Origin of the sequence: Pseudoalteromonas sp. S1650 (genome assembly GCF_005887195.1) — a bacterium.
Taxonomy (GTDB): domain Bacteria; phylum Pseudomonadota; class Gammaproteobacteria; order Enterobacterales; family Alteromonadaceae; genus Pseudoalteromonas; species Pseudoalteromonas simplex.
The window spans coordinates 49,311-63,151 of record NZ_PNDF01000020.1; the positions used below are offsets into that span (position 1 = coordinate 49,311).

11 protein-coding genes and 1 riboswitch are annotated in these 13,841 nt (G+C 42.7%); of the genes, 7 read left to right on the top strand and 4 right to left on the bottom strand.

Going from position 1 to position 13,841, the window contains the following annotated elements:
- Positions 1 to 152: 152 nt before the first annotated feature.
- A riboswitch (cobalamin riboswitch) is annotated at positions 153 to 308 on the top strand.
- 34 nt (positions 309 to 342) lie between these two features.
- Entirely contained in the window at positions 343 to 2,196 is a 1,854-nt protein-coding gene (locus tag CWB80_RS06510) for a TonB-dependent receptor domain-containing protein (protein WP_138599676.1), read from the top strand.
- Between the two features lie 60 nt (positions 2,197 to 2,256).
- Here CWB80_RS06510 and msrA read toward each other — a convergent pair whose 3' ends face one another.
- The 3 genes from msrA to CWB80_RS06525 all read right to left on the bottom strand — a co-directional run bounded on the left by msrA (position 2,257) and on the right by CWB80_RS06525 (position 7,029).
- Positions 2,257 to 2,790 (bottom strand): peptide-methionine (S)-S-oxide reductase MsrA, encoded by a 534-nt coding sequence (msrA, locus tag CWB80_RS06515; protein WP_138599677.1) that lies wholly within the window; start codon positions 2,788 to 2,790, stop codon positions 2,257 to 2,259.
- 84 nt (positions 2,791 to 2,874) lie between these two features.
- The gene (locus tag CWB80_RS06520) at positions 2,875 to 5,973 is read right to left on the bottom strand and encodes an efflux RND transporter permease subunit (protein ID WP_063703184.1); all 3,099 of its coding nucleotides are present in this window, start codon (positions 5,971 to 5,973) and stop codon (positions 2,875 to 2,877) included.
- A 3-nt stretch (positions 5,974 to 5,976) separates the two neighbouring features.
- On the bottom strand, positions 5,977 to 7,029 hold the full coding sequence (locus CWB80_RS06525) for an efflux RND transporter periplasmic adaptor subunit (protein WP_138599678.1): 1,053 nt from the start codon (positions 7,027 to 7,029) through the stop codon (positions 5,977 to 5,979).
- Between the two features lie 242 nt (positions 7,030 to 7,271).
- Between CWB80_RS06525 and CWB80_RS06530 the strand changes: the two genes are divergently transcribed.
- The 4 genes from CWB80_RS06530 (at position 7,272) to CWB80_RS06545 (ending at position 10,628) form a co-directional block, all read left to right on the top strand.
- Entirely contained in the window at positions 7,272 to 7,985 is a 714-nt protein-coding gene (locus CWB80_RS06530) for a DUF2982 domain-containing protein (RefSeq protein WP_138599679.1), read from the top strand.
- 27 nt (positions 7,986 to 8,012) lie between these two features.
- Positions 8,013 to 8,345, top strand: a complete 333-nt coding sequence (locus tag CWB80_RS06535) for a hypothetical protein (protein ID WP_054551111.1) — start codon at positions 8,013 to 8,015, stop codon at positions 8,343 to 8,345.
- 83 nt (positions 8,346 to 8,428) lie between these two features.
- Positions 8,429 to 10,105 carry an Lcl C-terminal domain-containing protein gene (locus CWB80_RS06540; protein WP_138599680.1) on the top strand — a complete coding sequence of 559 codons (1,677 nt, stop codon included), beginning with the start codon at positions 8,429 to 8,431 and terminating at the stop codon, positions 10,103 to 10,105.
- A 1-nt stretch (position 10,106) separates the two neighbouring features.
- Entirely contained in the window at positions 10,107 to 10,628 is a 522-nt protein-coding gene (locus CWB80_RS06545) for an Lcl C-terminal domain-containing protein (protein WP_054551113.1), read from the top strand.
- Here CWB80_RS06545 and CWB80_RS06550 read toward each other — a convergent pair.
- Complete coding sequence (locus CWB80_RS06550; protein WP_138599681.1) at positions 10,616 to 11,725, bottom strand: tRNA nucleotidyltransferase/poly(A) polymerase-related protein; 1,110 nt, start codon at positions 11,723 to 11,725, stop codon at positions 10,616 to 10,618. The genes CWB80_RS06545 and CWB80_RS06550 overlap by 13 nt on opposite strands.
- A 125-nt stretch (positions 11,726 to 11,850) precedes the next feature.
- Between CWB80_RS06550 and CWB80_RS06555 the strand changes: the two genes are divergently transcribed.
- Together CWB80_RS06555 and CWB80_RS06560 are read left to right on the top strand one after the other, a co-directional pair.
- Positions 11,851 to 12,771 (top strand): ExeA family protein, encoded by a 921-nt coding sequence (locus CWB80_RS06555; protein WP_138599682.1) that lies wholly within the window; start codon positions 11,851 to 11,853, stop codon positions 12,769 to 12,771.
- Between the two features lie 13 nt (positions 12,772 to 12,784).
- Entirely contained in the window at positions 12,785 to 13,834 is a 1,050-nt protein-coding gene (locus CWB80_RS06560) for a general secretion pathway protein GspB (protein ID WP_138599683.1), read from the top strand.
- Positions 13,835 to 13,841 lie beyond the last annotated feature (7 nt).

Genomic DNA, 13,841 nt, shown 5'->3' on the forward strand with positions numbered 1-13,841 from the left:
CTGATTGGCTTTTTTACTTTAGGCTTACATCTTAGCACTTAACTTGCAGCTTTAGACTTAAAACTTTGGTTTAGAAGTATAGCCGTCCATTGACTTTCCTCCCCAAAATCATCACAATAACGGCCTATTTTCGAGGTGCTTGCTGTATCTTCAGATACGTTTTATTTCAAAGGGTGAAATAGTCGCAAGATAATCGGGAAGTTGGTGCGTTTTCAGGGAGAAAACAATGCCAACACTGCCCCCGCAACGGTAATGTAGATGCCATGCATGTACAGAGTCCGGAGACCGGCCTTGAAGTAACTTACTATTCGCGTGTGCGGTGGGCACAGGCTAGGGGATATCATGCTAAATAAATCTGCGTTAGGCGTAGCGGTTGCTGCTGCGTTGTCTTTTTCTGTATCTGCTGACGAGCAATCAATCGAGCACATCACAGTTTCTGCCAATAAATTCGAACAATCAATTAATGATGTATTAGCCAGTGTTACTGTCATCGACCGCGCTGATATTGAAGCAAGCTATGTTCGTGACTTACCAAGCTTACTAGCCACTCAAGCAGGCTTTCAAATTAATGCCAATGGTGGTTTTGGGCAAAGCTCTGGTGTGTCATTACGTGGTGCAAGTTCTCGTCATACACTTATTTTAATTGATGGTGTACGCACAGGCTCTGCAACACTTGGTTATAAAAGTATTAGCAATATTCCTTTAAACAGTATTGAGCGTGTTGAAGTAATTAAAGGCTCACGTGCAGCTGTATATGGTTCTGATGCGCTAGCTGGTGTGATTAATATCATTACCCGTAAAGCACAAAACACGACCTTAGATGTTACTTTTGGCTCAGACTCTTACCAAGAGTACCAAGTAGCGACAGGTGGTCAGTTTGCAGGTGTTGATGTTGCCGTTAATGCCGGTTATGAAAAAACAGATGGTTTTGATGTTCTGCAAGGCTTAGCGCCAGATGAAGACGGCTACGAGAACAAAAACCTTGGCTTTAATCTTGGTTATCAAAATGAGCAGTTAGGTGAGTTTTTAGCGCAAGCACAATACTCAGAAGGCGAAGCAAAATACGATAGCGCTTATAGCCCTGCAGACAGCACCGTAGAAAAAGGCGAGTTCGAAAATTACCAAGCTTCACTAGGTTGGAAAAAGGCTTTCGAAAAACACAGTCATGCCATTGATATTGCCATATCAAGTGATAGCTCAGATGACTCACGCATTGATTACACTGGCGCAACGGTGGTTGATAAGTTTGAAACTGAGCGTGAGCAAATTGATTACAATGGCCAATACTTTTTCAATCAAGCGCTGACTCTTAGTGGCGGTTTGAATTGGTATAAAGATGAAGTGAACACTAACTCAGGTACTTATTTAAAAGACAGCCGTGAAGTATTCGCTGCGTTTGTTGGCGCTTATTATGACGACGAACACGTGCTGGCAAACCTAACCGTTCGCCAAGATGATGATCAGCAGTTTGGTGATGAAACAACTTACACTGCAGCTGTTGGTTATCACTTAAATGACATCGCGACATTCCGCGTAAGTCAAAGCACTGGCTTTAAATCTCCAACATTTAATGACCTATATTACCCAGGCTCAGGTAACCCAGAGTTAAACCCTGAAACATCAGATAACCAAGAGCTTGGCTTATCACTGAATGTGAATGATATCAGCCTTGATATTGCGATTTTCCGCAGCGAAATCGACAACAAAATCGCTTGGGCACCAAATGCATCAGGGCAGTGGATCCCAACCAATATAAACGAAGCTCGCCACGAAGGTGTTGAGTTTAGCTTTAAAAACCAAGTGTTTGGCTTTGATCACAGCTTTAACTTTACCTACCTTTCAGCGGAAGATACTGAGACAGGTCAGTCTCTAACCTATGTGTCAAACCACAGTGTGAATTGGTCATTAAACAAAGCATGGGGTGATTTTGATGCCGGTATCGATATGCAATACCGTGGTGATCGTGATGGCAAGTTAACGCACTTACCTTCTTATACGTTATGGAACTTAGTTGGTCACTACCAAGCGACTGACAACTTAACTGTGTCACTACGTGTAGAAAACCTATTCGATAAAGAGTACAACGCCGTTGATGCCTATGGTACAGACCTAGATGGTGATTACATCAACGACGAATTTTATTACTACAACACGGCTGAGCGTCGCCTGTTTGTAGGTGCCCGTTATCAGTTCTAATAATAAGGAAAATTATTAGTTCTGCGTCTAAAAGCTCGCTACCTACTTAGCGGGCTTTTTTCATTTTAGTTTATCTGCGTAATACTGTTCGAACTTAGCAAGCTTAGGGGCAATCAGAATACTGCAATAACCTTGATTTGGGTTTTCATTGTAATAGTCTTGATGGTACTGCTCTGCAGGGTAAAAGTTTGTAAGCGGGCTCAGCTCGGTGACTATCGGCTCACGAATTTGCTTTTGTAAAGCATCAATCATGGCTTGAGATTCTGCTTTTTGCATTTCATCATGATAGTAAATAACACTTCGATACTGGGTGCCGACATCATTACCTTGGCGGTTTAACTGTGTGGCATCGTGTAAAGTGAAGAACATTTCAAGCAGGGTGTTATAGCTTACAATACTGCTGTCAAAATCGAGCTGAACCACCTCAGCGTGACCCGTTAAGCCGGTACAAATTTGTTGATAACTAGGGTTTTCAATCTCACCGCCTGCATAGCCTGAGCTGACATTAAGCACGCCTTTTACGCGTCTAAATGCGGCATCAATACACCAAAAGCAGCCGCCGCCAAAAGTGGCTATTTGTATGTTGTTATCCATATTTCACTTCCTTACCGTTTTGCTGACTATAGCCGAAAAAACAAAACGCCGTAAAGACGGCGTTTTGTTAAAGCTCAAGCTCGTTTAAATTTCTTCTAACGGCTTGTCTTTTGCTTGTTGTTCTAACTTGCTCTGTAAATACTCAGGCGACTGGGTATTTCGGGCAAGTGCGCTGTATGCAGCAGGTACGACGAATAAGGTCAGTAAGGTTGCAACAATAACACCAGTAAATACCACCACACCAATTACCATGCGGCTTTCTGCACCTGGGCCACTTGCAAGTACCAGCGGTACTGAACTCATCACGGTGGTCAATGAGGTCATAATAATTGGGCGTAAACGTTGTGTCGCAGCTTGGGTAATCGCTTCGTTAAACTCCACGCCTTTATCACGTAGTTGGTTAGCAAACTCAACAATCAAGATACCGTTTTTCGCACTCAAACCTATCAGCATTACGATACCAATTTGGCTGTAAATATTCAGAGTAAGTCCGGTGTACCACAAACCAAATAATGCACCCACTAAACCAAGAGGCACAGTAAGCATGATCACAAATGGGTGAATAAAGCTTTCAAACTGGGCTGCAAGTACTAAGAAGGTGACTGTCAGTGCCAATATGAATACATAGGTCATTGCCGATGCACCTTCATAGAACAGCTGCGATTCACCCTTGTAGTCAATTGCACCGTCGATGTCGTTTTCTTCCGCTGCAACTTGATTTAAGAAGTTAAGTGCTTCTTCTAGGGTATAACCATCTGCTAAGTTCGCACTTAAAGTAATTGCGCGCATACGGTTATAACGGTTTAAACGCGATGCAGTGGCTTCTTCCTTTAAGCTAATTAAGCTATCTAGCGGTACTAATTCGCCACTACGTGATTTTAAATAGATATTTGAGATATCAGTCGGGTTAGCAAAGTCTTCTTTGGTGCCTTTTAAAATCACATCGTATTCTTCACCGCGGTCGATAAAGGTCGTTACGCGGCGTTGGCCTAACATGGTTTCTAGCGTGCGACCCACATCTGATACAGAAACCCCTAAATCAGCGGCTTTGTTTTTATCAATGTTGATTAAAAACTGCGGGAATGTTTCTTTGTAATCGTGATCGATTCTTACCAAGCCTGGGTTTTTCTCAGCACGCTTAATAATACGGTCTCGCCAATCGGCTAGCTGGTCGTAATCGTTACCTTGCAGTACAAATTCAATCGGACGAGATGAACCGCCGCCACCAATACCACGACGCATAATGGCAAACGCACGCACATCAGTCACTTCAGTCATTTTACCGCTGATTTCGTCCATTACTTCCCAGGTTGAGCGTTTACGCTTATCCCAGTCAGCCATACCAATGATAGCAACACCACCTTGACCACCCCAGCCCGGCACACGAACAAGCACTCGGCTCAATTCACCAGACTCAGAGTAGGGCATTAAACGTTCTTCAATTTTAGCCATGTTTGCAGCGTTATTTTCATAACTCGCGCCCTCAGGGCCACTCATCATGATAAAGAAAGTACCGCGGTCTTCTTTTGGCGTAAGCTCTGATGGCACTTTTTGGAATAGCATAAAGCTAGCAACACCGGCCAAAATCATAGTCAGTAGTAAGCTCCACTTACGGCTCATATTTGAGGTGAGTGAGTTACGGTAGGCATTTTCGATTTTGTTAAAGCTTCTATCCATCCACTGGCTAAACTTGCTTTCTTTTTCTGATGACTTCAAAACCTTTGAACAAAGCGCTGGAGAAAGCGTTAACGCAGTAATACTAGAGAAGAACACCGCGGCGCTTACCGCCATCGCAAATTCGGTAAAGAGGGCACCGATTCGGCCATCCATAAACACCAGAGGTACGAATACCGCAATCAATACGAGGGTTGTTGCTATAATCGCAAAGCCAACTTCACGGGCACCACGAAATGCAGCAAGTAGTGGTGGTTCGCCTAATTCGATACGGCGGTGAATGTTCTCGAGCATAACAATCGCATCATCCACCACTAAACCAATTGCCAGCACGAGGGCTAGAAGAGTCAGTAAGTTGATTGAATAACCCATAGCTAGCAAGAACATAAAGCTACCCACTAACGCCACAGGTACAGTTACAGCAGGCACTAGCGTTGCGCGGATATTGCCTAAGAATAAGTAAATAACTAAGACAACCAGCGCCATTGAAATAACGAGTGTGCGATAAACTTCATCAATCGATTCTTTGATGAAAATTGATGAGTCATAGCTGTCTTGAATGGTGGTGCCTTCTGGCAGGTTACGCTTAATTTTTTCAAGCTCTGCGCGGGCATTATCAACCACGGTTAGGGTATTAGCTTTGGCTTGTTTGACGATACCCAAACCAATCATGTTACGGCCATTACCACGGAATAAGCTTTCGTCGTCCGCGGCTTCTAAGTGCACATCAGCCACTTCACCTAAACGCACTAAATAGCCGTCTTCACCCCGTTTGATCACTAGGTTTCTAAAGTCTTGTTGATCTTTATAACTTCGTGCAGTACGTACAGTAAAATCACGGTCGATAGATTCGATTTCGCCGGCAGGTAATTCAACGTTTTCAGTTCGTAAAGTGGTTTCAATATCACTACTGGTAATACCGCGCGCAGCCATTGCTTTACGGTTTAACCAGATTTTCATTGCGTATTTACGCTCGCCACCCACGCGTACGTTTGAGACACCATCAACAACGGCTAATCGGTCAACAATAAAGCGCTGTGCGTAATCAGATAACTGCAATGAATCCATGGTGGTACTGTTTAGTACGAACCAAGCAATTGGGCTTTCATCACTGTTTGATTTAGACACCTCTGGCGGGCGAACCTGCTCAGGTAAGCTATCAAGGGCACGGGCTACACGCTCACGTACATCGTTTGATGCGGCATCAATATCGCGGCTAATATTAAATTCAATGGTGATATTTGAGCGGCCATTTCGGCTCGATGAGTTAATACTTTTAATGCCTTCGATACCCGAAATACGGTTTTCGAGGACTTGGGTTATTTTGGTTTCAATGATCTCTGCGCTAGCACCTGTGTATTCAGTGCTAACACTAACAATCGGCGTTTCAATATCTGGGTACTCGCGCAGTGGCAGCATAGAAAATGCCACCAAGCCAAAGGTGAGTAATAATAGGTTTATTACGATCGCGAAGACCGGGCGCTTAACGCTAGTATCAGTAATTTTCATGGTTTAGCCCTTGATACTTACTTTGCTGCCAGTACGGATCTTAATGATGCCTTCAGTCACAACTTGTTGGCCATTTTCAAGGCCTTTATCAATGGCTACCCAGCCATTGTGACGACCAGCCACATGCACTTCGACTTTGTTTGCAACGCCATCTTCAATTTGGAACACATAGTGTTTGTCTTGTTGCGGGATCACGGCTTTCTCAGGCACCATAAGTGCTTGGCTTGAGCTTAACTCTAAGGCGGTGTTTAACAGCATACCAGGGCGTAATAAACCGCTTTTATTGATAAAGCTGGCAGTCACTTCAACGCTACGGGTAATTGAGTCTATGCGCGAGCTAATGTGAGTAACTTTACCGGTAAAGGTTTTTTCTGGGTACGCATCATTTTGCGTCATCACTTTCATACCGAGTTGCAGTTGCGCTAAGTATTTTTCTGGCACTTTAAAATCAACTTTGATGATGCTGATATCATCCAGTGTGGTAATGTTAGTTGTGCTATTTACATAGGTACCAATTGAAATTTCACGCTTACCAAGCAAACCTGAAAAAGGCGCTTTAATCGTCATTTCTGCCAGTTTTGTTTTGGCGCTCTCTAGTTGTGCCTCAGTTGCGTCAACGCGAGATAACTGCTCTTCTAGTAACGATTTAGCGGTAGCCTGTGAGCGAGATAGTTCAGTAAGGCGTTCAAGTTGACGGCGTTCTTCACGTAAATTAATGCTTAGCTCTTTAACAGCTAACTCTTCTTCTTGAGATTGCAATTGAACCAGTTTTTGACCTTTACTAACTAAGTCGCCATCATTGAAAAATATATCTGTAACATAATCGTTTTGCGCACTGCGAATATAGATCGCTTGGTTAGCACGAGCACTACCTATTGCTTCTATGAGCACAGCATTTTCTTCAGATGTGACAGTGTGAGCTGTTACTTGAGTTGCAGCGCCTGAGAAGTTGCTCTGCTCACCTTGGCTCGAAGGAAGGTATAAGTAAATGCATAACCCTAGAAAAAGGGTAATAATAAAAGGGAATAGTGCCTTACCAGATTGTGTAGAGTACATCGTCGTGTTACCAGAAATTTAGTTGAGTGTAGTGTACAAAATTAGTACGTGCCACGTATGTCAGGTATCTCATAAATTTGTGCATTTAGCGTAAAAGTGAAAAGTTATGCTAATTTGTTCCTTTATTGTGACAAATTAAGAAAGGTTTAGAATGAGTAAAGCACCAAAGTGTAATTATTGTTTAACGCTCAGAAAAATAATATTGGTCACAATTGTGATGTTTATTTTTTACTTCTCTGTTTATGGATAAAAATCTTCCTGCACTAAAAGTGCGTGCTCAATCATCTCGCCATGGCAGTGAGTTTTTAATTGTTGGCGGAATTGGGTTAATCATTATTATGCTGGTTAATTTATTGAGACCCGGTGAAATTAGCATTGTTGAGATTTTTTTAGCCACAACCTGCATAGCGGCAATTTTTATTGGCTTTTTAAAAACTCAAGAACCATACTTTAGCTTAACTTTTACTCAGAATTTGCTTATTTATCATCATAAGATTGGGAATTGGCAGTTAAATCGTGCTAATTTTCATCATAGTGGTATACCAAAAGTGGAACAGGGCTTAGAATACCTTGAGTTAAATGCAGTTGGTATTAAACTCAATAACATAGATGAATTTTTAACACAGATTCACCCAAGAATTGCCGGACGATTACTTATCGAGCAACGTCATTTATTTATGCAAGTCATTCAAAAGTATTGCAAAAATGGTGATTGCCCATCAGAATGGTTAATAGAAGAGACGGACTACACGGCCCCTAGTGGTCAGATTTATAAAGGATTGATTGCCATGTTTGCCAATCGTACGCAACATTTAAGGCAGTTGACAGGATACGATTTACTATTACCTGCCAATGTTCTTGATGTTGATATTTGGCAATTCAGTGCTGATTTGAATCGTTGGAAACTGAACCCTAAAGAGTTCTTAGAGACTCGCTTACAGAAAAGTAAGCTATAGGCGGCAGTTATGTAGTAGGAAAAGACTATGAGTCAAGAACGTTCTTTTATTAAAAGCGGTCGAAACACAATTATACATAAAGATAAGAAACTCGATTTAGTGGTTGTGAATGGTGAGAACCATCCGCGCATTAAAGTTACTCAAAATGGTTTAGAGCCGTTTAAAGAAGACCTGCCAAAAAATCGTCGCGAGGCTAAAGAGCGTTATTTAGAAATGGTGTATGTATCAAGCCCAGATGTATTTGCAGAAGAAAAACGTTTGTTGTTTATCCAAGCCCTAGATGGCAGAGAATACAAAGTTGATTACAGTAAAATAGGCACCAAGCTCTTCGTACGTATCCACCAAGAAAGTTATTTATAACCCCAAGTTTGGCATTTTAATTGCTAGTTGTTAGTTTATTTGGCAGCCGGTTATTGCCGGCTTTGTATTTTAAGGTGGTATTCATGAGATTAGTGCCTCTTAGCCTAATAGCATTAACCACATTAACAGCTTGTGGTGGTGGCGGTTCGAGTGATTCGAATACAATCGCAGCGACAGTTAATGCTGGTTCAGATCAACAAATTATTGAAAAAAGTGAATTTACTGTCTCAGCTAAAGGCTCTCCTGCAGATGGTACCTTTACTTGGGAGCGTGTCAGTGGCCCAGCAGTAGAAGGTTTTCCTGCCGAAGGTGCTGAACAAACCATCACAGCTCCTGATATTAAACTTAACTCAGAACTTGTTTTAAAAGTAAATTACCAAACCGACGATGGGCAACTTGTTTCCGATCAGGTCAGTATTTTTATTACCTCGAATAATCAACTGCCAGTTGCAGTGATCACCCAAACTGCGCCAGAAGAGTTACCGTCAAAATATAATGATGTGATCACATTAAGTGGCGAAGAATCTGCTGATATAGATGAAAACGGTACAGTTGACAGTTATTTATGGACTCAACTTGATGGCCCTGATTTAACGGCTGACAACTACAACAACCAAACCATTAGCTTTACTCACCCACTACTTGAATCAAACACAGCGATGACATGGCGTTTAACTGTAACGGATGATGAAGGTGGCTCAGCAAGTACTGAGGCGTCGTTCACCTTAAACAAAACGGTTGAGGTAATTATTGCTGATGCAGGTGTTGATCAGCAGGTTATCGAGTTTGATACCGTAACCCTTGATGCCAGCAATAGTGAAATTGTGACGGCAACAAAATCATGTTTTTGGCAGCAATTAACAGGTGAAACAGTAACGTTGGCAAACCAGAACCAATGTATCACGACGTTTGTAGCCCCTGATGTTGATACCGATTCAGAGCTTAGTTTTGAAGTTACCGTGACAGACAGTAAATCGCGTAGCGACACAGATACAGTGATTATTGATATTAGCCCAAAACCACTGGGGTTAATTAACGATACCGGGATGAGTGATTGCTACAACAATTCGCAAAAAATTAATTGCAGCAGCGAAGACTTCCCAAGCCAAGACGCAGATATAGGTCGTGACAGCGTCGCAAATCAGCTCGATAAAGTCGGCCTAGGTGATTTGGCATTTGATTTTACTAAGATGAATGAGTTTGCCGACGAACTCCCAGATGATGCGACCAGCTTTAGTTGTGTTCGCGATAATGTAACTGGGCTTATTTGGGAAGTAAAAGAAGCAAGTTCAACATTGCCACCGGCAACCTCCGAGCGTGCAGCATCAAATCATTATACTTGGTATTTAAATGGTTCAAGCGGTGTGCAAACGGGTAGTGTACAAGGGGCTGCGGGCTCTACCTGTCCAAGCACCAGTGACTGTGGCCTACAAACTTACATTAATGATGTGAACAGCAGCGATTTTTGCGGTGGTACAAATTGGCGTGTGCCAACTTACACGGAATTATTAGGGTTATTAGATTATGCCAAGCAAGGTGAGTCTACGTTACTTAACAGTGACTTCTTCCCAAATCAACCAAGTGATACTCAGTTAAGCACTGGTAGCAGTTCATTTATGCCTTATTGGACTTCGCAAACCGCGGCAGACGGTACAAGTTTATCGCAAGCTTATATTATCGATATGAGTAGTGCTAATGATTTAGCGTATCCGAAAAGTAACACCGCCTTTGTGCGCTTAGTTAGAACGCCAGGAGAGTAATATGCGAAAGTTACCATTAATTACAGCACTTACTGTTATTGCTCTTCAATCGGGTTATGCCGCTGCGCAAGTATGTTATAGCGCTGTCAATGAAACGACTCCTGATAGCCGCTTTGTTATTAACGAAGATGGCACAGTGAGCGACAGCGAAACAGGTCTAATGTGGCAACGTTGTACCTTTGGTCAAAGCTACAACGCTGAAACGGATACGTGTGAAGGTAATAGTCAGCAGCTTACTTGGGGCGAAGCTTTACGCGGGGCTGAAAATGCAACCTTTGCTGATTACAGCGATTGGCATGTGCCAAATGTTAAAGAGTTAGCCAGTATTTTAGAGCACAGTTGTGTGCAGCCTAGCATTAACGAAAACGCATTTTTATCGACTAAGCTGCAAAACTACTGGAGTAGCACTTCAGGGATCAGTCGCACTGATCTAGCTTGGGTGTATCAATTTGATAAAGGCATCAACAGTCTTCACGCAAAAACGTCCGATGTTTATTTGCGTTTAGTGCGCTACGAAAAGTAGCCTTTAATAATCTCTAACCGCGCTTGCTCAAGCGCGGTTTTTATTTCTGCGCCTTTAATACCTTGCGCAATAAACTGTTGCGGGTTAACAGCTCGTGCTTGGGTGGCTGCGTTTTTGAGAGAGTCATAACAAACTACAGGCTGTTGGTGACTAACTTCTAATGCTTTGAGTACTTGCTCAAAACGTTCAGGGCGACGCCATAAATCAAGTTGATTAAAACAAGCAAAAACGGCCTCGCTAGTCGGCTTTTCTGCACTTAACCTTGTTTGATGAGTTTGGCTAAACAGCGCTAAATCGCGCACTTCATTAGGTAAGCGTATGTTGCTAGCTATCGCTTTTATCTCATCGCTTGAAAGCGCTAAGGTAACTTGGCTGAATAATAACGCAGTGTCACTAATTTGTTGTTCATTCGCATAGGCAAAGCGAGCTTGTAAGGTACGGTAAAGCTCATCACACCATTTACTTTCAAGCTCAGGGCTAATTACATGCAGGCCGCCAATGCTGGCAAGCACATTTAAAAACTCGCTAAATGCGCCATCACTGAGGGATTTTTCGCATTCTAACCAAACGCGTTCAGCAGTTAGCGTGTTCAGTTCACCGGCTTTAACCATTTCGGTCAATAGTGACTGGGTTTCTGGCGCAATAGTAAAACCTAGGTAATGATAACGAGCAGCAAAGCGGGCTACTCGCAATATGCGTAGAGGGTCTTCACTAAAGGCATCTGAGACATGGCGTAAGACACGATTTTCAAGGTCTTGCTGGCCAGAAAATGGGTCAACTAAGCTGCCATCTTGGGCTTGTGCTATGGCGTTTACGGTGAGATCTCGACGAACTAAGTCTTGCTCTAATGTGACATCCGGCGCGAAATCACAAATGAAGCCAGTGTAACCTTGACCTTTTTTTCGCTCGGTGCGCGCCAGCGCATATTCTTCTTTACTTTGTGGGTGTAAAAATACCGGAAAATCTTTACCAACTTGTTGATAACCTTGGCTGATCAGTTGTTCTGGCGTGGCACCAACTACCACATAGTCGCGTTCTTTAACGTCACGACCAAGTAGGGCGTCTCTGACTGCGCCACCGACTAAATAAACCTGCATAAAACACCTATAATTTTACCTTTTCGCTATTTTACGTTATTTAACCAATAAAATGTAAACAAGGTTTTAAGTAGCGATGTTTTTTGCCATTATAGACCGTGATTTTAAACGCAAGGAATAACACGGTGTATTTAAGCTATTTTGGCTTGTCAGAAAAACCCTTTTCGATTGCCCCAAATCCTGAGTATTTATTTCTTAGTGAGCGCCACAAAGAGGCATTAGCGCACCTTACCTATGGATTAGGTGAAGCGGGAGGCTTCGTATTATTAACAGGCGAAGTGGGTACAGGTAAAACAACACTAACAAGAAGCCTGCAAGAGCAGTTACCTGAAAACACGCAAGTGGCACAAATTCATAACCCAGCTTTGTCACAGCTTGAGCTGCTTGCCAGTATTTGTGACGAATTAAAGATTGAGTATGACAGCGCGAATGCGACTCTGAAGACACTTACTGATGTGATTAAAAAGCACCTTGAGGCAAATAATCAAGCGGGCGGTCATACCATTTTAATTATTGATGAAGCTCAATTACTCGCTCCTGATGTGCTAGAGCAATTGCGCCTGTTAACCAATATCGAAACAGATCATAAAAAGCTACTGCAAATTGTGTTAGTAGGGCAACCTGAACTGCAAGAGTTATTAAAACGCACTGAATTAAGGCAGCTTGCCCAGCGCATTACGGCTCGTTATCACTTATTGCCACTTACTGAAGGGCAGGTGTTTGCCTATGTTAAGCATCGTTTATTTAAAGCGGGGACAGAGCAAGCCTTGTTCTCAGGGGATGCGTTAAAAGCGATTTATCAGGTTACTCAAGGGGTGCCGAGATTAATCAATTTGTTGTGTGAGCGGTGCCTCGTTGGTGCATTTTCACAGCAAAAGCTAAGTATCGACAGTGAGCTTGTAATGCTCTCTGCTGCTGAGGCTCTTCCTCCAACCAGTACCCCTGTTGCAACAGTAACAAATAAAGAGCCGAGTTATGTTTGGCTTTACCCAGTTTCATTTTTAGCCGTATTAGGAATGGGTATTGGTTTATCCTACCTAATATAACGAGTGTTCATTTATGTCCTTATTATTAGATGCAATTAAACAGTCTGATCAGCATGCACAAACTGCTGTAGATCATGACCAAGCCGCTCTTGCGCTCAAACAACAGCAAGAATTAACGCGCTATCGCCGTTTGGCCTTTTCATTTGGCCTATTACTGGCGGCGATATTAACCCTTATGGCAGGTTTTTCGATTGGTAAATGGTTACAGCAAACTAAAGTTGCTGAGCAGCCAAAGGTTGTTAATAACAGTAATGAAGCCGCAGAAAGCGTTGCGACTGAAGTTGAGGCAAACCCTGAAACACAACAACCAACGATGCAACAGCAAGTAGCACAAAGCCAAACCCCGCAAGTGACTAATAACTCAGGGCAATCACCTGCCATGCCACAAGGGCAAGTGCATCAATCTGTACCGCAACAAATGATGCAGCAGACTCCGGTGCAAGGTCAGCAATATCAGTGGGTGCAAGTACCTGTCAATTCAGCCCCAGTGTATGCTAATCAAGGTTATCAAGTTCAGCCTCAGTACCAGCAGCAAGCTATGTATCAAAATCAGCCCGTGTATCAATCACAGCCACAGTTTTCGCAGCCAATGCAGCAAATCAATCCGCAGCAAATGAGCAGTAATGGCATTGATTTAAGTAAATATAAGGTGCTAGGCAAGCCGCTTGATGGTCAGCCAAGTCAACCGGCTTCTCAACCATCAACAAATGATGAATTAAGAGATGTGCCAGATACATTGAAAGATGCCTTTGCTAAAGCGGTTGAAGATGTTGATAACAAACATAGTGTTGATATTACCCGTAGCACTAAAAACACGTCTTATGCAGAGCCTATTGAGCTTTTGCCAGATGCATTACAAAGCCTTATTCCTACCATAAAATATCAAGCTCACATTTATGCTTCAGAAACATCGAAGCGCTGGATTAAGTTAAATGGTCGTGAGTTATATGAAGGCGATAACATCGGCGTGTTATCAGTAATTGAAATTACCCCAGAGCAGAGCTTATTAAGTTACGATGGCTATGAGTTTACCTTAAAAGCATTACAAGACTGGCCTGAATAGCCAGTCC

Excerpts from the sequence above, each read along its gene's own strand:
- CWB80_RS06535 (WP_054551111.1), top strand. The coding sequence starts at position 8,013 with ATGAGTCAAGAACGTTCTTTTATTAAAAGCGGTCGAAACACAATTATA.
- CWB80_RS06560 (WP_138599683.1), top strand. The coding sequence starts at position 12,785 with ATGTCCTTATTATTAGATGCAATTAAACAGTCTGATCAGCATGCACAA.
- CWB80_RS06510 (WP_138599676.1), top strand. The coding sequence starts at position 343 with ATGCTAAATAAATCTGCGTTAGGCGTAGCGGTTGCTGCTGCGTTGTCT.
- CWB80_RS06545 (WP_054551113.1), top strand. The coding sequence starts at position 10,107 with ATGCGAAAGTTACCATTAATTACAGCACTTACTGTTATTGCTCTTCAA.
- msrA (WP_138599677.1), bottom strand. The coding sequence starts at position 2,790 with ATGGATAACAACATACAAATAGCCACTTTTGGCGGCGGCTGCTTTTGG.
- CWB80_RS06520 (WP_063703184.1), bottom strand. The coding sequence starts at position 5,973 with ATGAAAATTACTGATACTAGCGTTAAGCGCCCGGTCTTCGCGATCGTA.
- CWB80_RS06540 (WP_138599680.1), top strand. The coding sequence starts at position 8,429 with ATGAGATTAGTGCCTCTTAGCCTAATAGCATTAACCACATTAACAGCT.
- CWB80_RS06550 (WP_138599681.1), bottom strand. The coding sequence starts at position 11,725 with ATGCAGGTTTATTTAGTCGGTGGCGCAGTCAGAGACGCCCTACTTGGT.
- CWB80_RS06525 (WP_138599678.1), bottom strand. The coding sequence starts at position 7,029 with ATGTACTCTACACAATCTGGTAAGGCACTATTCCCTTTTATTATTACC.
- CWB80_RS06530 (WP_138599679.1), top strand. The coding sequence starts at position 7,272 with ATGGATAAAAATCTTCCTGCACTAAAAGTGCGTGCTCAATCATCTCGC.